This window comes from Streptomyces sp. T12 (genome assembly GCF_028736035.1).
Taxonomy (GTDB): domain Bacteria; phylum Actinomycetota; class Actinomycetes; order Streptomycetales; family Streptomycetaceae; genus Streptomyces.
Map to the genome: position 1 here is coordinate 9,298,419 of NZ_CP117866.1, position 19,812 is coordinate 9,318,230.

The 19,812-nt window shown below is 68.2% G+C and carries 13 protein-coding genes and 5 pseudogenes; 2 read left to right on the forward strand and 16 right to left on the reverse strand.

All coding sequences use genetic code 11. From position 1 onward, the window contains the following. Window positions 1–68: 68 nt before the first annotated feature. The 5 genes and pseudogenes from PBV52_RS41690 to PBV52_RS41710 all read right to left on the reverse strand — a co-directional run. Window positions 69–1,634 (reverse strand): alpha-L-arabinofuranosidase B, encoded by a 1,566-nt coding sequence (locus PBV52_RS41690; RefSeq protein WP_274246147.1) that lies wholly within the window; start codon window positions 1,632–1,634, stop codon window positions 69–71. A 215-nt stretch (window positions 1,635–1,849) separates the two neighbouring features. Then, window positions 1,850–2,226: pseudogene (locus tag PBV52_RS41695) on the reverse strand (LacI family DNA-binding transcriptional regulator); the annotation flags it as partial. Between the two features lie 125 nt (window positions 2,227–2,351). Then, window positions 2,352–3,728, reverse strand: a complete 1,377-nt coding sequence (locus PBV52_RS41700; RefSeq protein ID WP_274246149.1) for a glycoside hydrolase family 43 protein — start codon at window positions 3,726–3,728, stop codon at window positions 2,352–2,354. A 411-nt stretch (window positions 3,729–4,139) separates the two neighbouring features. Beyond that, on the reverse strand, window positions 4,140–5,567 hold the full coding sequence (locus tag PBV52_RS41705; protein WP_274246151.1) for a glycoside hydrolase family 43 protein: 1,428 nt from the start codon (window positions 5,565–5,567) through the stop codon (window positions 4,140–4,142). A gap of 556 nt (window positions 5,568–6,123) precedes the next feature. Further along, window positions 6,124–6,343: pseudogene (locus PBV52_RS41710) on the reverse strand (ISL3 family transposase); the annotation flags it as partial. A gap of 426 nt (window positions 6,344–6,769) precedes the next feature. Here PBV52_RS41710 and PBV52_RS41715 point away from each other — a divergent pair. Then, a complete protein-coding gene (locus PBV52_RS41715) occupies window positions 6,770–9,037 on the forward strand; it encodes a glycoside hydrolase family 97 protein (RefSeq protein ID WP_274246153.1) in 2,268 nt (755 codons plus the stop codon). Between the two features lie 22 nt (window positions 9,038–9,059). Here PBV52_RS41715 and PBV52_RS41720 read toward each other — a convergent pair whose 3' ends face one another. The 4 genes from PBV52_RS41720 to PBV52_RS41735 all read right to left on the reverse strand — a co-directional run bounded on the left by PBV52_RS41720 (window position 9,060) and on the right by PBV52_RS41735 (window position 12,551). Beyond that, window positions 9,060–9,269 carry a hypothetical protein gene (locus PBV52_RS41720; RefSeq protein ID WP_274246154.1) on the reverse strand — a complete coding sequence of 70 codons (210 nt, stop codon included), beginning with the start codon at window positions 9,267–9,269 and terminating at the stop codon, window positions 9,060–9,062. A 325-nt stretch (window positions 9,270–9,594) separates the two neighbouring features. After that, complete coding sequence (locus tag PBV52_RS41725; RefSeq protein ID WP_274246156.1) at window positions 9,595–11,646, reverse strand: family 43 glycosylhydrolase; 2,052 nt, start codon at window positions 11,644–11,646, stop codon at window positions 9,595–9,597. A 163-nt stretch (window positions 11,647–11,809) separates the two neighbouring features. Further along, on the reverse strand, window positions 11,810–12,244 hold the full coding sequence (locus PBV52_RS41730; RefSeq protein ID WP_274246158.1) for a ricin-type beta-trefoil lectin domain protein: 435 nt from the start codon (window positions 12,242–12,244) through the stop codon (window positions 11,810–11,812). Further along, complete coding sequence (locus PBV52_RS41735) at window positions 12,153–12,551, reverse strand: hypothetical protein (protein ID WP_274250028.1); 399 nt, start codon at window positions 12,549–12,551, stop codon at window positions 12,153–12,155. The genes PBV52_RS41730 and PBV52_RS41735 overlap by 92 nt, the downstream gene beginning before the upstream one ends. Before the next feature lie 483 nt (window positions 12,552–13,034). On the opposite strand from PBV52_RS41735, the pseudogene PBV52_RS41740 reads away from it, so the two are divergent. Next, a pseudogene (locus PBV52_RS41740) lies at window positions 13,035–13,832 on the forward strand (AbfB domain-containing protein); the annotation flags it as partial. An 80-nt stretch (window positions 13,833–13,912) separates the two neighbouring features. On the opposite strand, the pseudogene PBV52_RS41745 reads toward PBV52_RS41740, so the two are convergent. The 7 genes and pseudogenes from PBV52_RS41745 to PBV52_RS41775 form a co-directional block, all read right to left on the reverse strand. Next, a pseudogene (locus PBV52_RS41745) lies at window positions 13,913–14,230 on the reverse strand (transposase); the annotation flags it as partial. 383 nt (window positions 14,231–14,613) lie between these two features. Then, complete coding sequence (locus tag PBV52_RS41750) at window positions 14,614–15,381, reverse strand: ISL3 family transposase (RefSeq protein ID WP_306801464.1); 768 nt, start codon at window positions 15,379–15,381, stop codon at window positions 14,614–14,616. 82 nt (window positions 15,382–15,463) lie between these two features. Beyond that, window positions 15,464–15,769: pseudogene (locus PBV52_RS41755) on the reverse strand (transposase); the annotation flags it as partial. A 245-nt stretch (window positions 15,770–16,014) separates the two neighbouring features. Then, a complete protein-coding gene (locus PBV52_RS41760; RefSeq protein ID WP_274246162.1) occupies window positions 16,015–16,497 on the reverse strand; it encodes a ParA family protein in 483 nt (160 codons plus the stop codon). A 410-nt stretch (window positions 16,498–16,907) separates the two neighbouring features. After that, window positions 16,908–17,480, reverse strand: a complete 573-nt coding sequence (locus tag PBV52_RS41765; protein ID WP_274246164.1) for a helix-turn-helix domain-containing protein — start codon at window positions 17,478–17,480, stop codon at window positions 16,908–16,910. Then, entirely contained in the window at window positions 17,477–18,121 is a 645-nt protein-coding gene (locus tag PBV52_RS41770; RefSeq protein ID WP_274246166.1) for a MarR family transcriptional regulator, read from the reverse strand. The genes PBV52_RS41765 and PBV52_RS41770 overlap by 4 nt, the downstream gene beginning before the upstream one ends. Before the next feature lie 64 nt (window positions 18,122–18,185). Continuing rightward, a complete protein-coding gene (locus tag PBV52_RS41775) occupies window positions 18,186–18,953 on the reverse strand; it encodes a hypothetical protein (protein ID WP_274246167.1) in 768 nt (255 codons plus the stop codon). Window positions 18,954–19,812: the final 859 nt, after the last annotated feature.

A 19,812-nucleotide genomic window follows, 5' to 3' on the forward strand; every position in this document is an offset into this window, starting at 1 on the left:
CGACCTCTTCGTCCCGAATGGGGATCGGTCAAGACTGTCGACTGCGGATCTTTCGGTGCTGTCCCTCGTCAGCTCCAGGGAGATGCGGTGAGCCAACTGGTGTCCTGGGCCCACGACCTCGTGGAGTCCCAGGCGTTGGAGCCGCCATTACTGGCGATGTAGGCCGTGTAGTAGTAGTGGCGGATGTACTTCGTCGGGAAGTTGACGGACTGGAAGGAAGTGCCGACCCCGCTGTTGCCCGTGGTGGGGCAGAAGGTGGCGTCCTTCGCGAACGAGCCGCCGCCGGTGTCGGTGTTCAGGTAGAGCTGGTAGTTGGAGTGGCGCAGGAACTGGCCGGGCTTGTTGGCGGACTCGAAGGTCAGGCAGGAGGTGTTGGCCAGGCCGGCGCGGACGATCCAGGTGGCGTCGGCCTTGTCGGTGGCCGAGCTGGAGGATGTGATGGGGGAGATGACGACCTTGGTGTCGGCGTCGTTGTGGCGGAGGTAGTGCGAGGTGCAGCAGGGCGACGTGGTGGCCTTCAGGGAGATCCGGGAGCCGGGGGTGAGGGTTCCGGTGCTGGTGGAGCCGCTGTCGTAGCCCGCGGCGGTGATGTTGGCCTGTACGGCCTCCTCGGTGGCGTCCGAGGGGTAGCCCTGGGTCATGACGCCTTCGTAGAAGGTGCCGGCGCCGGTGTTGCTGTTGTCGCCGCCGATGCCGAGGATGATCGCGCCTTGCTTCTTCATCGGGTTGTAGCCAGGGGCGTTGGGGCGTACGCCGCTGTAGTAGGTGGACAGGCTGCCCGACCGGGCGTCGCCGCCGCGGATGGCCCACTGGTTCGGGCCGCCCTTGAGCGTGGCGGTCAGGAACCGGTGGCTGACGGAGGGGATGTCGTTGAAGCGGGTGTTGACCCCGGAGAACAGGCCGTTCTCGAAGTCGGCCATGATCCAGGGGCCGGTGCCGTTGCCGTAGCCCCAGCCCCTGCTGTTGCCGAAGTAGATGGCCTCCATGGTGCCGTTGCCCTCGTTGTGGCCGGTCGTCTCGGCGTTGCCGTAGTCGAAGCAGCAGCCGGCGTTGTAGTGCGTGCCGTCGAGGACCGCGTACATGCCCTCGGGCTGGTCGCCGGTGGCGATGCCGTTGGTGTTGTTGTTCCGGTAGCCGGTGCCGGGGGCCACGTAGACGCCGTACGCCTTGTTGCCGGCGATCGTGACCGGTGCCTCGAAGGCGTTGGCCAGGTTGTCGTTGCCGCCCTCGGCCGGCCCGGGCCATTGGCCCTTGAGCGCCTGGGTGAGCTTGTTGCCCTTGCCGGACTGGTCGTAGATGACGGTGATGAGGCAGCTGGTGTTCGCGCAGAAGGAATCCTGCGCGGCGGCGTTGGCGTATCCGCCGGCGCTCAGCAGGCCGATGTCCTTGGTCGTGTTGTCGGCGGCGCGCTTGACCTGGTACAGCGGGCCGTTGTACGCCCCGTACAGGGCGCGGGTGGTGCTGTGCGCGGCGACGCAGGGGGTGCCGCCCGCGGCGTAGATGTCGCACGGCCCCTGGGTGGCGGCCTGCGAGGTGGTGGCCGTTGCGGTGAGCAGGCCGGCGGCGAGCGCGGCGGTGGCACCCGCCGCCAGCAGCGCGCGTCTGACGCTGCGTATCCACGGTGGCTTGATCATGAAGGACTCCTTCACCAGGTGGGTTGTGAGGGGTGAGCGTCGACGAACCCCTGGCGTCCGGCGGTGCGGATGCCGAGGGTTGCCTCAACGCTTCCGGACCCGGTGCCGGATTCGGCTCTCTTCGGCACCGGACCCGGGGCTGGTTGCTCGTCAGCTCCAAGGGAGGCGGCGAGCCAGTTGGTGTCATGGCCCACGACGTCGGGTTGTCGCAGGCGCATGTCCGGCAGCGGATCGGCCCCGTGCACGGACATCAGCGGGGCTCCGTCGACCCGGCCGCCGCGGGGGCGTACTCCAGGAAGCGCTGCCGCTCGTCCGCTGAGCGGACCAGGGGGGCGGCAGTTGCATCCCCGTGTCCGTCAGCGCGTCCCACGAGCGAGCGGACGATCTCCGAAATGACCGGCTGCGTGAACTGTCTCCAGTCCGGTTCCGTCAGGATGAGGACCATGGCGTCGGCCCGCGGCCCGGCCAGTGACCGGGCCGCAGGGTTGGGCACGTACCCCAACTCCTCGATGACTCGCCGCACGGCCCGCCCTGTCGACTCCTTCACACCGGCCGCGTCATTGATGACTCGGGAGACCGTGTTCTTCGCCACCCATCCTCCGCGGACAGCGGCGCAATCCGTCAGCGCCGAATGTGAGACAGGCCCGCACTCCTGATGGCCCCGGTCGGAGTCAACCGACGCTTCCTCCTCCGTGCGGACCCTCGTGGCGTGTTGCGTCAGTACCAGAGGGAGAACGTGGCGTCGGCCCTGCCGACGGCGGTGGTGATGGGGTCGATGCGCAGCGCGTAGTCGTAGTGCCGGATGTAGCGGTCCGGGTAGTTGTGAGAGCGGAACGACGACCAGGACGGGTCTGCGAGCCCGGCGGTCTTGTGGAAGGTGGCGTCCTGGGCGAACTTCGTGGTGCCGTCGTTGACGTCCAGTCGCAGCTGGTAGTAGGAGTGCCGCAGGTAGCGGGTGGGTTGGTTGACGGACTGGAAGGAGACGCCGGAGGAGTCGGCCAGCCCCGGCACCAACTTCCATTGCGAGTCGGTGTACGGGTCGAAGGGGTACGGGTCGATGCGTCCCATGTAGTCGGCGTGCCGCCAGTATCTGCCCGGGAAGTTGTAGGACTTCAGCCGGTTCCAGGCGGGCTTGCCCCATTTGGCGACCAAGTTGTCGTACACCGCCTGGGGGATCGGCTTGATGTCGGCGTGCTTGGAGTTCAGCGGCTGGGTGTGGACGCGCCGGTCGGTGGCGGTCCAGGTGCCGGTGGAGAGGTCGCTGGTCTGCCAGGTGTAGAACAGCGCGTTGGCGTCGCCCCACAGGTACCAGGTGCCGGAAGCCTGGGCGAGAATCGGGCCCTCGACGCCTCCCTGCGGCGCCAGGCCCGAGGTGAAGACGGTGAAGCTGCCGGGATCGAGGGAGGTGGACCTCGCACCCACGAGGCTGTTGCGGGCCTTGAAGTACAGGTAGTTGACGCCGTTCACGTCCATGGCCAGGGAGCCGTCGATCACGTCGTAGCCCGGGTCGAAGAAGACCTGCGGCGACGTCACCGTCGTGAAATCCGTAGTGTAGTTGACCATGATCACGTTGTGTCCGCTGCTGTTGACGGCCGAGTAGATGATGGCGTACTGGCCGCGGGAGGCGTCCCAGAAGGCTTCGGGTGCCCAGCTGTGGGTGGCCATCGAGTGCAGTTTCAGCAGGCGGTAGTTGTCGAAGGAGCGCAGGTCGGCGGAGTCCCAGACGTGGATGACCTGGCTCTGCTTGGTCCAGTCGGTTCCCTTCAGGTTGGTCGCCATGACGACGTAGGTGCTGTCCTGCTTGGGCAGGATGAAGGGGTCGCGCAGACCGCCGTCGCCCCCGGTCGGGGTCACGACGGGGTTGTTCTGATTCAGCGGCATCCACTGCAGCGCGTCGGTGCTGACCGCGAGGTGCAGGCCGTGGTCCGTGCCAAGGCCTCTCGGTGACTGGGTGAAGTAGGCCATGACGAACGGGGAGGCCGTCGCGGCGCCGGCGGACTGGCTGCCGATGGTCAGCGTGCCGGTCATGGACAGCGGCACGGCCGCGGCCATGCCGAGGAACAGGCGACGCGACGGGAGGGGGGTTGCGTTCATCTGGTGCCTCCAAGGCGTGTGGAAAGCCGGGGACACGGCTTCGGCTCCTTCGACGGTGCTGGTAGCGATGGGCCAGCTGGCTTGGGGTGTGGGGCCGTCGTGCGGCTGGTCGAGGTGGCGGTGAGGTAGCGGTGGCAAGCGACGACGGCGTCGTAGCTAGGACGGGGCAGGGGTTCGTGGGCGGGCCGCCCGAGCATGTCGTGGGCGGCTCGGTCGGCCGCCTGCGAGGAGCGTGGTCAGGTGGGTCGCGGCCCGGTCCCGGTTCGTGCTGCCAGGTGTGTGGAAAACGTGGGCGGCGGGCGGGGTGCATTCGGCGACGCGGACGAAGCCGAGCAGGAGGGCGTTCGGTGGCGGACGCCAGGGGAGGCCGGCGTTCTCCCTGGAGGCGCCGGCATCCCTGTCGGCGTCGGGTCAGCTGGTCACGCGGAAGGTGGCGTCGCTGCGTCCTGTCGCGGTGGTGATCGGGTCGAGGCGCAGTTGGTAGGCGTAGTGGCGGATGTAGCGGTCCGGGTAGTTGTACGACTGGAACGATGACCAGGTCGAGTCGGCGAGGCCGGCGACCTGGCGGAAGGTGGCGTCCGCGGCGAACTGGCTGCTGCCGTCGTTGTGGGCGAGCTGGAAGTCGTAGTTGTAGTGCCGAAGGAAGTAGCCGGGGAAGTTCACCGACTCGAAGGAGACGGTTCCGGTGCCTGCCAGGCCGGGCCTGAGCCGGAACTGGGCGTCGTCGGCGGGGCTGACGTCGGGATCGATGCGCACGTCCATGTTGGTGTGGCGTACGTACCGGTCCTGGAAGTTGTACGACTGCAGTCGCTGGGCCGGGGTGTTGGGCCAGCGGGCGAGCACGCGGCTCTCCTCGGCGGCCGTGAGGGTCATGATCGCGCCGTGACGCTTGGCGGTGCCGCCCATGTCGTAGCTTGCCGAATCCTGAAGCCGGTAGGTGCCGACGCTGAACGGGTTGGTGGTCAGGATCGGCCTGTATTCGCGTACACCCTGCGGGTTGTTGTAGTCGATGTAGAGGGCCCACTCGTCGCGGTCTCGGAACTTCATCCAGACCGGGCCTTCGACCACGTTGCCGGTGAGGCCGATGCTGGAGAGGTTGCCGAGGTTGGTCCACGTCCCCAGGATCGAGTTGGTGCCCTCGACGTTGTTCTGGTCGTCGCCGGAGACCCGTATGTAGCGGTAGTTGCCGGCACCGGCGGGCACCTCGGTCATCTGGGTGTCGACGACCGGCGTGCCGCCGGGAGGGTCGATCCAGATCTGCGGGGTGGTGATGGTGCGGAAGTCCTTGGTGCGGGCGTAGTAGATGCGGTATTTGAACACGCCGTTCACCGTGGCGTTCGTCGCCCAGTACAGGACGTAGTCGTTGGTCTCGGGGTTCCAGATCGCCTCCGGCGCCCACGCGTTCTTTCCGCCGGGGATCAGTCCGGCTGCGCCGAGCAGCCACGGCTTCGACCAGGTCACCAGGTCCTTCGACTCCCACACCACGAAGCTGGGGCTGCCGTTTTGGTACGTCGAGCCGCAGCGGACGCACAGGTCGGTCGCGACGATCCAGTACCGGCTCCCGTCGGGAGAGCGCACCAGTGCGGGGTCACGCACCCCCTTCGTACCGATCGTGGAGTTCAGGACCGGCGCTCCGCCATTGAGGTCGTTCCAGTGCAGGCCGTCCGTGCTGTGCGCGAGGTACAACATCTGGCCGGTCGCGGAATCGCCGGTGAAGTGCACCATCAGGTAGCCCGGTTCGGCGGCGGCCGCCCGCTGGGGTGCGGTCAGGGCTTGGCCTGTGAAGAGGAGGCATACGGAGAGCAATATCACCGTCAGCCGGGCGCGAAGTGCGGACATGCGCGTCTCCTGTCGTTCTGCGAGTGCCAGCGGAGTGGCGGGGGAAGCTCGGTCTCGGTGCGGGCGGGACAGGACCGGTACCCGCACGATCCGGAAGGGGCGGATTCGGGCAACGGCGTGTCGCCCGTGTGCGGTGCATGTCGCCGTGGTGACGGCGGGGCCAGGCACGCGAGCCGGTGCGTCGGCGGTGTGACGGCTTGTGCGGCGAAGTTACGGCTGCCGCCCGGGTGGGGCGGTCGCGGTGCGGGCCGGGCGGACGGTTGGCGATCGGAGCGCGCGTGGCTGCGGCGCGGTAAGACGGTCTGTGGTTTTCTCAGCCGAGTTGTACGAAATATCGAACAATGTTCGTAAGCTCGGCAGAAGTTAAGTGAGGGAAACGGGGTGCGTCAATACATCCGGCAATCCGTAGTCCCTCGTCGAACGGGTCCGTTCAGCCAGCGGCTACGTCCCGTAATCGGTGGTGACGAAGTGTGGCAACTTATGGAGGAGGATGCGGTAGCGGAGGAGGGTGAAACCGGCCCGTCCGTGCATCGCATACTCCTCCAGGGCAAAGGCCGTCGACGCCGAGTACCCGCGGTACGCGCAGCGGCAGCCGCGTCAGCAGTCGCAGCGCGGTCGAGCGCGACCGCGGCAACGAGGTACCGGGAGAGGCGAGCGCCCGCCCGGCGCGCCGACTCTTTGACCGCATAGCCGAGTTGGCCCGCCAGTCGGGGCGTGCGGCGCCGATACCGCTCCAGCAGGCCGGGGACCTGCTCACGGAAGGCCTGCCGCGGACAGCCCGGCGTCGCGCCCGGTGGCGAGCCTCGGCGACCCGGACGGGGACGGAAGGCGCCGAGGGGAACGAACGCCGAAGCCGCACCGTCCGGCAGGGCCGTGCGGGTCATGGAGGTGACCTCGTGGCCGCGGGCGAGCGCCTCGGCGGGTCAGTCGGACCTCCCGGTGAACAGTGGTCTGGTTCGTGGCGCCATTGCGGGTGCGTCGAGCTCGCTTGCGCAGCCTGCGAACGGGCGTGCTCCACACGACAGTCGACTAATCCGGCCAACGACATCCCATGAAAATCCGGGCTGTAAGCCCTAACCGCGAGGTAACTCCGGAATCTGGGGGCTTATCCCTTGACAGTGATGGGATGTAAAGGCAGTCTCCCTCCCACTCCCGGCGCGAGCGATGCGCCGCGGACCACCTGCAACCACCCGGAAGGCCACATGAGACTCCTCCAACGAAGCGGGGTTCGAGTCGCCGGTACGGCCGCCGCCGTCCTCGCCGTCACAGGCTCGGTCACTGCGGTGCCCGCATCCGCCGCCACGCCGGGGAACTGGACCTCGGTGCAGCCCGGTGTCGCACAGACCGGCTGTGACGGGGTGCGCGCCACCGTGGCGCTGGACGCGAACGGCGCCCTCTCGCTCGGCGCGACCTGGAACTGCCGCCAGGCCCTGATACCCGCTCCGATCGGGCTGGTGACCAGCCAGGCCGACTACACCACCGGACTGGAGTTCGTCAGCCGCACCGATTCGCCCGTCTCGTACAACTACCAGGTCATGGCGGGGAAGTCCCGCGTCCGGGCGCGGTCCGCGACCGAGACGAGACTGGTCTTCGCCAAGGGCTCCGCGCGGATGACCGTGCACGTCCGCACGTCCGCGGAGGGGCTGGCGCTGCGCTACGAGATGCCGTCGGGCGCGACGGTGCTGCGCGAGGCGACCTCGTTCGAACTGCCGACTGACGCCCAGCTGTCCCGGCAGGTGTTCAGTCCCGATCACGAGAGGGGTTACGCGACCTCTACGGTCGCCGACGTGGCGACGGGCTCCTACGACATGGGCATGTTCGCCCAGCACACCAACGGCGCGCGGGTGCTGCTCGCCGAGTCCGGTGTGGACGGCAACTATTCGGGTGGCTCGTTCACCCACACTCAGGGCACCGGCCGGTTCACCGTGGCGCTGGCCGACGCTCAGATCGCGCGGTCCGGCGCGTTCACCACAGCGTGGCGCACTGCCGCCATCGGCAGCACGGCGACGGTCGTGGAGTCCACGCTGGTCGACGACGTCGCGCCCGCGTCGAAGATCTCCGACACCTCGTGGATCAAGCCGGGTGTCGCCGCGTGGCCGTGGCTGGACGGCATGGTCGCCACGCAGCGTGACCTGACCAAGCTCAAGCAGTGGGCCGACTACGCCTCCTCGCAGGGCTGGCCCTACCTCCTGGTGGACGACGGGTGGAAAGCCAACCAGGCGATCATTCCCGAGCTCGTGACCTACGCCCGGGACCGCGGCGTGCGGATCATGCTCTGGTATCACTGGCAGGACCTGGACACCGCCGCCGAGCGGGAGGCTGAGTTCACCAAGATCACCGGGTGGGGTGTCGTCGGCGTCAAGATGGACTTCATGGGTTCAGAGACCCGGGCCCGTCAGCAGTGGTACGACGCGGCCCTGGCCGACACGGCCCGGTACAAGCTGATGGTCGACCTGCACGGCTCGCGCCTGTCCGTCGGTGTCCACCGCACCTGGCCGCACGTGCTGACCAACGAGGCCGTCCGGGGCGAGGAATACCCCGGAGGCCGGGACATCGGACACGTGGCCGCGATCCCGTTCACTCGCGGCGCACTCGGCCCGGCCGACTACTCGCCGATGAGCTTCCAGCAGCGCAACCCGAACAGCGACGCCGCCGAACTCGCCCTCGCCGTACTCCTGGACAGCGGCATCATGCTGCCCGGCAGCCGCATCCCGGACTACCAGGCCCGACCCGAGGCACAGCGGTGGCTGCGCATGCTGCCGACCGTGTGGGACGAGACGAAGTACGTCTCGGGCGACCCGAACTCCGGAGGGGTCATCGCCCGCCGCAACGGCGACCGGTGGTTCGTCGGCGCGTTCAGGCGCGGCGCCGCCGCCACCATCACCTACCCGACCACGTTCCTCGGCACCGGTACCTGGCACGCGGAGATCACCACCGACGGCTCCGCAGGCCTGACCCGCACCAGCAAGGTCATCCAGGCCGGCGACACGCTCAGCGTTCCGGCGGTCGCGGGCGGCGGCCATGTGGTCAGGCTGACCAAGGTCCCGGCCATCCCGACCGGGAACCGCACGGTGACCGTCGCCGGCAGCAGCCACGTACTCGACGTGAAGAGCAGAAGCCTCGCGAACGACGCCGAGATCATCCGCTGGCCCAGCAACGGCGGCACCAACCAGCGCTTCGCGTTCGTGCCCCTCGGCGACGGATACACGCGGATCGTCAACCAGGCCAGTGGCAAGGACGTCGTCATCCGGTACGCGTCCCGCGACGCGGGAGCGAAGGCCGTCCAGCACCAGTACGAAGCCAACGCGAACACCAACGACGAATGGCTGGCGGAAGACGCGGGCAACGGCCGTATCCGGCTCCTCAACCGCCACAGCGGTCTCTACCTCACCGCGGGCAACGCCCAGGGCGACCAGTTGGAGCAACGCCCGTTCGACGGCGCCGACCACCAGATGTTCACCGTCACCTGACGCCGCTGAACGAGACAGCCATTCAGCAGTGCATCACTGGATCAGAACCCTGCGCCCCCAGGCCGGGGCCGTGGTCGAGGGCCACGGCCCCGGTGACGGCGGCGGTGCGGTTGTGGTGGCCACGGCGTCCGCCCCCCGTCGAGCCGCCGACCGTCAGCGGCGGAACGTCCTCGAGCCGGGACCAGGGCTCGTCGGGGACGACGTTCTCGGGCAGCCCTGGTGGCACGACCACGGACCGCGCGCCGGTGCGAGCCGTCGCGCGCCCGACGGCGGCCGAGGCACCGGCCGCCCGAACACGGCCACTGTGGCGGGGTACTCGGCGGCGCGCTCGGTGAACAGCCCGACGATGTCCGGCCCCGCGTGGGAGGCACGACGACCGGGCGGGCCGCTCACGAGTCGGACGATCACAGCGGCGCTGCATCCGGCGAGACTCTCCCGCCTTCACCCCTCAGGGGTCCTTGCAAGATGAGCGTCCGATGAGGTCGCGTGGTCTGATGCCGTGCAACGCGGCGATGGGGTGCCCCTGCTCGAGCGTGCAAGGTGCACCCTTCAGGTCCCTAGCCGGTGACGCGCTGGAAGGTCCATCGCTGGTTGGAGCTGCCGACGTCGCGGTACTGGATCAGCGCGACACCGTCGGCCGTACTGCCTCCCTTGACGTCGAGCACCTTGCCACTGTTGCGGTTGACCAGGACGAACTCGCCACCGGTCTGCGGGCGCAACTGCCACTGCTGGCTCGCCCGGCCGTCGGCGGTCGCCTGCACGACCGCCGCGCCGTCCGCCGTCGAGGACCCCGCCACGTCGAGCACCTTGCCGCTGCCGACGCAGGTGATGGTGTGGTAGCCGTCCCCCGAGGACTGGAAGGCCCAGTGCTGGTTCGACCTGCCGGTGTCGGGCCACTGGATCACGGCGGCGCCGTCCGCGTTCGAGGCGCCGGAGACGTCGGCGACCTTGCCGCTGCGCACACTGACGCACGTGTAGGCCCTGGTGGGCGCGATGGTGTACTGCACCGAGTCGACGTCGACGTAGCCGGTGCCGTTGGGGTTGTAGGTGTAGAGGCCGACCCGGTCACCGCGGTAACCGCCCCACGTGAGCTGGTAGGTGCCACCGACCTGGGTGAATGTGCTCCCGTCGAGGCTGTAGGAGAAGCGGCTGACGCCGTTGACGTCCCAGGAGGTGCGCAGCCACACGGCGTTCTGCGTGATCTCCGGGCCGTAGGTCAGGGTGCCGCCGACGTTGTGCGCGATCGTGGTGGTGGTCCCCGAGCGCCGGACACCCAACCCGGCGTAGGTCGCCGCGTAGTGGCACAGCCCGGCATGCTGGCCGTCGTCGAGGCCGGCCAGTTCGAGGCGGACCGTCACCGTCGCGCCGCCCGCCGTGCGCAGCACCCGTTGGGTGAGGGTGTTCCCGGCCTTGGTCAGGTTGTCGGCCACCAGCGGTGCGAACGCCTTCAACCGCAGGTAGCCGGGGCGTTCGGTCAACGACCAATGGTCCGCGCGCGGTTGATAGTGCCACTCCCACTGCGGCTTGAGGCGGGTGTCGGTGAACAGGTCGCTGGTCACCACGGGGGGCAGTGCGTCGACCGGCAGGCCGGGGGTGCCGCCGGCGGGCACCTGGCCGGTCCAGAACATGTTGCCGATGCCGTCCGCGCCCACCTCGCCCAGGATCGGCCAGCCGTCCACCCAGGTCACCGGGAGCAGGGACAGCACGCGCCCCTCCCAGCCGCCGTGGCCGTGGTGGGTCACGAAGTGCCAGGCGCCGTTAGGAGTCTGCACCAGCCCGCCCTGGTTGGGCTCGCGGTCCACCGAGGTGTTGACGTGCTGCAGCTGCCGGGTCTCGAACGGGCCGGAGAGGCTGGAGCCGCGGTTCATCATGAGCAACCGGCCCTCGGGCTTCACCTCGCTGAAGAGGTGGTAGTAGGTACCGTCGATCTTGTACAGCTTGTTGGCCTCGCTGCCCGGCGACTGGTGGATGACCGTGGACGGGCCGACCAGCGACTTGCCGTCCGCGGACAGCTTGAACAGGTGCACCTTGTAGGCGTCCGCGTAGTTTGTGGTGACCAGGTAGCCCTGGCCGTCGTCGTCCCAGAACGGGCATACGTCGTTCCAGCCGGAGGTCCGCCACAGCGCGTGCAACGGCTCCCACGGCCCGGTCGGCGACGGGGCCGACGTCATGAAGAAGCCTTCGTCGGGCGTGTTGAAGTACACCCAGTACCGCCCCGCGTGGTGGCGGATGGCCCCGGCCCACACACCCCGGCCGTAGCGGTTCATCCGGTCCCAGTTCAGCGCCGGTCCGATACGGGTGACATCGTCGACCACGCCGCCGAGCGTCCGCCAGTTGACCAGGTCCTTCGAGTGCAGGACGGCCATACCGGGCGAGTACCCGAACGTGCTGGTGATGCCGTAGTAGTCGGCGCCGACCCGGATGCAGTCCCAGTCACTGAGGTCGGCCGGGAGGATGGGATTGACGTAGGTGCCGTCGCCCTGATCGCCCCACGTACCGGCAGGAGGTGCGGCTGCCGCCGCCCTGCCCGGTGACAGCAGACCCGGCAGCACGAGTGCCCCGGCACCGACCGCGGCGAGCCGGCCGAGCTGTCGTCTGGTGAAGTCCACGATTCCGTCCTTTGTGAGAAGTCATCACATGTGTCGGCGGTCTTTCGGCGCGAAAACCGCCTCGCACAGTTACCGGGACGGCCCGGAAGGCACCGCCACCGTGCCAAGCGGTGCCGGCGCCTTCCTCTGCGGGCCAGTGGGTTCACGACCGTGAAGCCACTTCCTACCCGTGCGGGCCTCTGCGCCGAGATCCGGCACGCTGCCCGATCGCTGTAGCCCTGCCATATGAGCCGGGAGCATGACTCCCGTTCCCGGCTCGGCTTTCTGGGCCCCGGGGCCCGTTCCCCGCCGGATCTCGAAGTCCGTCGCCACCCCTGAACCGGGGTGTTGCGACAGCCATCAGAATCCAAGGTTCGGAGTTGACGTTCCCCTGTTGGTTGGTCTGGTCGTTGCAGTCCCGGATGACAACCCGGGCGCCGTCGGTCGTGCCGCGGTTGTAGGCGTCCAGGCACTTGTTGCCGTAGACCACGAGCCGCTTGCGGGAGGTGTTGTTCCAGGACTGGTTCTCACCGCCGTGGCAGTCCCATAGCTGTGCGTCGGTGCCGTTGAGGATGGTGTTGTTGATGCCGAGGCAGCGGTTCGACTGCTGTCCGACCACCTGGGCACCGTTTCGCGCCGGGCAGCGGACAGACCTCGATGGCGTCGAAGTCCGGAGTCCGTGCAGGGGAGTTGGAGAACGTCAGCGTGTTCGATGGGCCCTTCGCCAGGGACACCTCGACCGAGACGGTGCCCGGTGTGGTCCAGGATCCGGTCGGTGGGAAGGAGACCTTGGCGGCCTTCTGTCCGTTGACCTGGAAGAGGGCCGTACGGGCCGCGTTGCCGCCGTTGGTGTCGGCGATGTCGACGACCTTGGTGCCCGTGGCGCCGGTGTTCCGGGACGCCCAGCCCATCGGTACCGGTGGCACCGCGATCCGGTGGGAGTCACCGCGACGGGTTCCGTCCGGAGGGGTTCGGCGGGCTCCCGGCTCTGGATGCCGATGAGGCCGCCGACGGCGGTCATCAGCGCCATGGCAGGGCGTCTCTGCACAGACGTCTCGCGCCTGGAAAGCACGCGGTTCGGGGCACGGGGGTTCCTTCCGGAGGCCGGACCGCTCTCACACCGCGAATGTCCGGTATTTCGAACATGGGTCGATATACGGAATGGTCGCCTGAATGTAAAAGGCGCCCCGCACGGAAGTCAACGTGTGCGACGACACTGCTGCTCGGTTGTCCGGGCGGCGCGAGCCGCACCGGAACGGAACCCGTCGGAAACATTGACGGAATCACAACTCAAACCTATCTTCTGCTCGAAGTGCCGCACATTGTTCGGCACTTCGAACAATATTCCTCAAGCCTCAGGGCAGTTCACGCAGAAATGGGACGAGCGTTGAACAGAACCCTCAGGGCGGACCGAGGTGCCCGCCGGTGCCGGCAACTACCGCTACATACGGGTCTCCGGCGACGACCAGAACAACGTCGAGGGCACCAACTCGATCCTGGGGACGTGGACCAACCTCGGCAACCTCTCCAGCATCGGCCTCACCGGCAACGTGGTCGAAGGCCCGGTCTGGATGAAGTTCCGAGACCGCGACGAGTGGGCCCTCTACATCGACTACAACAACCCGCAGGGCGTACGCGAATACAGGCCGATCCTGACCACCAACCCGTTCAGCGTCGGCACCTACCGGCTTCAGGATTCGGCAAGCTACGACATGGGCGGCACCGCCAAGCGTCACGGCGCGATCATGACCCTCACCGCCGCCGAGGAGAGCCGCGTGCTCGCCCGCTGGCCCAACACCCCGGCCCAGCGACTGCAGTCGTACAACTTCCAGGACCGGTACGTACGCCACACCAACATGGACGTGCGCATCGATCCCGACGTCAGCCCCGCCGACGACGCCCAGTTCCGGCTCAGGCCCGGCCTGGCAGGCACCGGAACCGTCTCCTTCGAGTCGGTGAACTTCCCCGGCTACTTCCTTCGGCACTACAACTACGACTTCCAGCTCGCCCACAACGACGGCAGCAGCCAGTTCGCCGCGGACGCCACCTTCCGCCAGGTCGCCGGCCTCGCCGACTCGACCTGGTCATCGTTCCAGTCGTACAACTACCCGGACCGCTACATCCGCCACTACGCCTACCAACTGCGCCTCGACCCGATCACCACCGCCGTCGGCAGGGCCGACGCCACGTTCTCCGTCTGGTACTGAGCATCCTCCTCAAGGGGTAAACGGGCTGGCCGCGGCGTCGCCGGGATCCGTCCAATCAACGGCTGATCTTGGTTGTTGAGTCAGTTGCTGGTGGCGGGGGTGAGGCGTCCTTCGAAGGCGATCTGGAAGGCGTTCAGGGCTGCCTTCCAACGCATCGTCCAGCGGCGGCGACCCTTGCCGGTCGGATCCAGCGACATGCGCACCATGTAGACGCACTTCAACGAAGCGTCCGACGGGAAGTGGCCGCGAGCTCTCACGGCCTTTCGGATGCGGGCGTTCACGCTCTCAATCGCGTTCGTTGAACAGATCACCTTGCGGATCTCGACATCGAAGGAGAGGAAGGGCACCATCTCGGCCCAGGCGTCGGACCACAGCTTGATCACGGCCGGATACTTGGTGCCCCACTCCTCGGAGACCCCAGGAACCGTTCGGCGGCGGCCTCGCTCGGGGCGGTCTAGACGGGAGATCGGGTGCGTGTCCGCGCCCGGTGCGGTACTGCCGCAGATGACGTTGGACGGCCAACTCGCCTTCGGGATAGCCCTGTTCCTGAATCTCGTGGTAGAGCTGGGTGGCGTTTCTGACGCCCTCGTTCCAGCGCCGGTGCAGGTAGCCGACATACGGGTCGACGACATGCGCCCGCTGAAGGCTTTTGGCGACGACGTCGTCCGCGGAGGGGGCGTTGACCAGTTTGCGGACGGTGGCCTGGTGCAGTCCGAGTTTCCGGCCGATCCCCGCCTTCGACATGCCCTGCTGCCACAACTCGTGGGTGGCAGCATGTTGTTCACGGAGCCGAGTCACGATCTTCAGCTCTGTCGGCAGCTGGACTACCTGCGGTTCGTCGGGGGTGTCTGCGGGTTCCGAAGGCGGTTCGGCCAGACGGGAGCGATGACCGTTCACTGTCTTCTCGACTGCCCTGTCCGGGATTAGCCCACAGATGGTAGCGATCAGCGACCTGCGGCGCTCCGATGCGTGCGCCCTCCGCGTAACCGCTGGACCGGTCCCGGCAGATCACCTTCACCTCGGGGTGGTCGCGGAGCCATGCGGCGAGGTCTTCGCCCTCGCGCCCCTCGTAGAGACGCAGCGGACGGTGGTTGGCCATGTCGATCAGCACCGTGCCGTAGTGACGGCCCTTGCGGAAGGCGAAGTCGTCGACGCCGAGGACCTCCACCTCGCCGACCTCCGGTTCGGGCAGGGCTCTGACCAGCCGCAGCAGCGTGTCCTTGCCCACGGTGATGCCGACCGCGGCGGCCAGGCGGGCTCCTGCCCGGCCGGCCAGGGCCAGTCCGATCCGCGTTAGCAGCCCGCGCAATAGCGGGGCCTGCCGACTGTGCGGGGTCGTCAGTCCCACGATCTGTTCGGCGAACGTCACCGCCGTGCAGGCAGTGTTCTCGCAGCGGAAGCGGCGCACGCATAACTCGATCACGACACCGAGCCCGCCCACGGCGACATCACGCAGCCTGCGTACGTACCGACCGTGCACCCGGGCCGAGCTCTGACCGCACCGACATGAGCCAGTCGTCGCCCGCACCCGCGTTCGCTCCAGGAGCACATCACGAGAGCACGCGATGCGTGATCGCGTACAGGCGAAACAACGTGCTCAGCCGTCCGCATCACAAGATCGTCGACAGAACCCGGATCTTCACGTTGATGGCGTCCACGAAGACGACCGGGTAGACGCGATCCAGCGGACGTGACTGCCATTCGGCCATGCCTTCCATCACCTTGTTCGTGGTGGTGGTGATGGTCTGCTTGGACACGTCTGCCCCAAGCACCTCGGCCAGATGAGCCGATATCTCCCCATGGGTCAGGCCCTTCGCGGACAGCGACAGCACCATCTCGTCGACTCCGGTCAGGCGGCGCTGCCGCTTCTTGACGATCTGCGGCTCGAAGGTGCTGGCCACATCCCTCGGCGCCTTCACCTCGACCGGGCCGGAGGTCTGTGCCACTTCGGGCACCGCCTCGGTCTGTTCCTGTGCCGATGCCTCGGCGGGAACGGCGGAAGGAGCGCGCTGAACCTGTGCCTCGCCCGCAGTGGGACGGCCTTCGCTCGGGTTGGCGGCCTGTTCGGCGGCGTACTGCTCGGGGGTGAGCTCGGCGGCCGGGGGAGGGGGCGGCGGGGTCGCCTTCTTGGCCCCGCCGAGGGTGCGGCCGGTGCGGCGGGCCGGGGGCTTCATGCGCTCGCTCATGCCGTGAGCTCCTTCATCAGCTCGGCGTACTCGCTCAGTTCGGTCGGGATCTCGCCGAAGGCCTCCATGTAGTGCACCCAGGAGTGGATGGTTGTCTCGGCGAGCGGGAACGGCTCGTCGCGGTCCGGGCCGATGCCCTCGCCCTCGGCGGGCTCCAGCAGCTGGTCCTTCGCCCGGCTGGGCAGGCTGGTGCGGTCGTGGGCCTTGACCATGACCACGTGGGCGGTGACGTCGTGGTGGTTGCGGGCGGCGGCGCGTTCGGCTTCGTCGAAGGTGGCGACGAGCTTGCGGCGCTCGATCTTGGTGGGGGCGACCGGTACGAGCAACAGGTTCGCCTCGGTAACGGCCTCGTGGAAGATCCGGGCGCTGCCGCCGCCGGCGTCGATCACGATCGCGCCGAACTCGGCACGCTTGGTGTGGATGTATTCGGCGATGTCGTCGAACGGGTACCGCTCGACCACCAGTGGCCGGGATCTCAAAGCCGGCGGCCTGGGCGACCTTGAACCAGTCATAGGCGGACTGGCTGGTGGCGTCGGTGTCCAGCAGCAGGGTGGGCAGGTCGAGGACGACGGCGTAGTAGAGGGCGATGAACCAGGCGGAGGTGGTCTTGCCGGTGCCGCCCTTGAGCATGCCGACGACGATGACGAAGGCGTCCCAGGGGCTCGCTGCGGCTGAGGCCATGGTCTTGGTACGGGTGTTCTCACTCATGTGTGCTTGATCTCCTGAATCTGGAATGGCGCGTTGATTTGCGTGCGTCGGCTAGAAGGCTGACGTCGGAGGTGGCTGAGTGCGGACGGAGGAGGGGCTCGTGCTGCAGGGCTGGATCCGGGATGGCACACCATCGGTCCCGTGTCCTGCCGGGCCCAGCCGGGGACACGTGCTTGGGCGCTCATGACCGCTCCCTCGGGGCGCGGGCCGGTCCGTGGTTGTGCTTGGGCCGCATGCGGGTGCCCGCTTGGTGCAGGAGCCGATACACGGTGGCGATCGAGTAGTTGCACTCCTCCGCGAGGTCCGGAACGGTGGCGCCGGCCTCGTACCGCGTGCGCAGGGACAGCGCGAGTTTCTGACGCTCGGTGGCTCGCGCTGCTGCGCGCATCCGCAGGGTCTGTTGTGTAGTGCGCACGCTGCCGCCGGCCTCGATCAGCAGACGCCGGGCACCACGCCTTGTCTCGCCCGCCGTTGCAGCGAGTTCGGCCAAGGCGGCCCCGTGCTCCTCGTGCAGGGTGCGAAGGTGAGCGGCGAGGCGTTGGCGGGCTTGCGGGTTCTGACGCATCCTGCGGGTCTGCCACGAGGTGCGCATGACTGTTCCGGCTTCGTGCAGCCGGTTGAGGACCGTGCCGTACGACAGCCAGCTGGCGGCGACGAGTTCGTCGACCGTGGCGTCCAACTCGTACTGCTTGCACAGGGACTGGGGCGTCACCGTCTCGCTTGCGTCGGAGGTGACCGGAGGCTCTGGGTTCATGCGGCGGACTCCCATTCGCTGAGGGCTTCGGCATGGGCGGCGGCCAGCTCGTCGTAACTGCGCTGGTCGGCTGGGGTGATGAGGATCAGGCGGCCGTCCGTGGCGACCCGCCAGTCGGGGGCGGCACGGCCGCTGGCCGGGTCGAGGACACGCCCGTCGGGGGTGTGCCACGCGGGCGGGATCTCGTCGGCACGTGGCGCGGGAACCAGGACTTGGCGGCCGTCGCGGACGATCACCACGGCCTTGCTGCGGTGCTCCGCAAGCCGATCCAGCACTTCCCGATAGGCGGCGCGTTGGGCCGCGTGCAGGGCCTTACGCCGGGCGGCGAGGCCCGTGGTTCCGTACTGCTCGGCCACCGTGTCCCAACCGTTGGCTGGCACGGCGTCGAGCCCGGTAACAGGGACAGGGAGATTGCTACCGAGGCCCTCCAGGGCCCGTGGCGCGAGGGTCCAGGTCTCCCCGGTGTGCTGCACGAGGCCGTGGCCGGCCAGGCGGCGAAGGGTCCTATAGGCGGTGGCGCGGGAGACCGAGGAGGTACCGACGAGCTCGGCGACTGTCTGGTTGGGGCGTTGGTGCAGGGCGCTGATGAGCATGAGGGCGGCGCTGCCGAGGCCGTGGTGGGCGAAGGCGTCGTGGCCCATCAGTCGGCCGAGGACGGTGGAGTCGATGTCGGCCGTCGTGGCCGTCCCAGGGGTGGGCCACTCCTCAAGTGCCGGGTCGGGGGGGGTACTGAGTGGTCCGGAAACGAGACGGCCGAGCGTCCAGGCACCAGGTCGAGCCTTCGCGACCGTGGCCGACCCGCAGCCGGCGCAGCCAGCCCTGTGGCTTGAGGACGTTCTCATAAACGGCCCGCAGCGTCGTGCGGGAGATGCCGGCTTCTTCGGCGGTCTGCCGTTCGCTGGAATGGTGCAGCGGGCCGCCCGCGATCTCGGCGAAGTTCAGATGCGCCCGCAGCACGCGCAGGGCGGTCCGCCCTCGCTCCCCGCGCCAGGCCGTGGTCTCGATACGGTCGCGCAGCGCGGCGAGAACCTCGTACGCCTCGTGGCGGGAGCCCAGCGCCCTGCTGGTGCTGACCGCTTCCGAAGCGTTGGCCCACACCCGGCGGATGTAGCCCAGGGCACGCGACTGCCCGGAGCGCAGTGCGATGTTCTGGGCGTGCCGTCCGCCTTCGTGCTCCGGGTGCAGCAGGAGCTGCGTCAGATGGTCGAGAGTTCCGCCGGCGCGGGCCACGTGGCAGGCGATGGCCGCGGTGATTCGGTGCCCGTGTTCGGCCGCGCCCTGGCGGTCCCCGCGCAGGATCACGGTACGCCCGTCGGAGGCGAGTCGGCTGTAACTGCCGGTGGCGTAGCGGCCGGTGAGGTCTCTGAGCCGAATGAGACCGGTCGCGGCCGACGGAAGCTGGACGGGGCTGAGAAATCCGCTGAATTCGGTGGAGTTTCGTTGAGAGAGGGCGTGTTGGGTGCTGTCTGGCACGGTGGAGTCGTCTCGCAAAGGCGTGGACGCCACCCAGGCCCGCTAAAACCACGGGTGGTGTCCGGAACCGACCTCCATCGGCGCAGGCAAGGTCTCCAGAATGGCCGTCCTGGAAACCCTCGCAAGCCTGGCCCCGAGCGGAGGCAGGCGTCCCCGTCGCAGCTCGACCGAGGTCGAAACAGAGCACCGCCAGAGTGGTCCACTGGTGATCCACACCGGACAACTCAGGTCCCTCAGAGGTCTGTTGCAGAGGTCGCTGCCTCTGACTGCGTCCGAGCGACCCGGGTCGAACCGGGGTCGAATCAGAGCGGTTTCCTCTGACTGCCTCGATCGCCTCTGCACCCCGTCCTAGCAGGTCACAGCCTCATCGCGCCCACACAAGCGCAGGTCAGAAAGATGCGCTAGCTGTACCACTGGTTCCTGGCGAAGGCGGTGGTGTGCGGCATGGCGTTCCCGTCTCTGAGAGCGGGGCGCCCTCGCCCCGCGTGCCGTGGTTGGAAACAGGGTCGTGACGCAGGCGGCAGCTCGGCAAGGCGGCTTCTGTCAGGCGGAAGAACTTCCGGGAAGGGGCTGTTCAGGGCTCTTTCAAGCCTGTTGGCGATCACCGGATCGGACGACGGCTCGGACGACGGATTTGACGAGGGAGCGGCGCCGCTGTTTGGTCACGCCCGAGGCGGCAGCAGACAGTTACAGCGTTGTCGTGGTACTGAACGAGCGGGAGGGCGCCTGGAGTGGCTCCTGGTCCGGCCCGGCGGTCGGTCGGCCATACACCGGCCCGGCGGGATTGACCACAGGCGCCGATCGGCCTTCGGTCGGTGGGATTTCAGTCATGGCCCTGCAAAGTCCGCTGTGCCGGCAC

What these genes read in the sequence shown, in the direction of transcription:
- PBV52_RS41770 (WP_274246166.1), bottom strand. Translation starts at nt 18,121, where the DNA reads ATGGGCCACGACGCCTTCGCCCACCACGGCCTCGGCAGCGCCGCCCTC.
- PBV52_RS41765 (WP_274246164.1), bottom strand. Translation starts at nt 17,480, where the DNA reads ATGAACCCAGAGCCTCCGGTCACCTCCGACGCAAGCGAGACGGTGACG.
- PBV52_RS41715 (WP_274246153.1), top strand. Translation starts at nt 6,770, where the DNA reads ATGAGACTCCTCCAACGAAGCGGGGTTCGAGTCGCCGGTACGGCCGCC.
- PBV52_RS41700 (WP_274246149.1), bottom strand. Translation starts at nt 3,728, where the DNA reads ATGAACGCAACCCCCCTCCCGTCGCGTCGCCTGTTCCTCGGCATGGCC.
- PBV52_RS41705 (WP_274246151.1), bottom strand. Translation starts at nt 5,567, where the DNA reads ATGTCCGCACTTCGCGCCCGGCTGACGGTGATATTGCTCTCCGTATGC.
- PBV52_RS41690 (WP_274246147.1), bottom strand. Translation starts at nt 1,634, where the DNA reads ATGATCAAGCCACCGTGGATACGCAGCGTCAGACGCGCGCTGCTGGCG.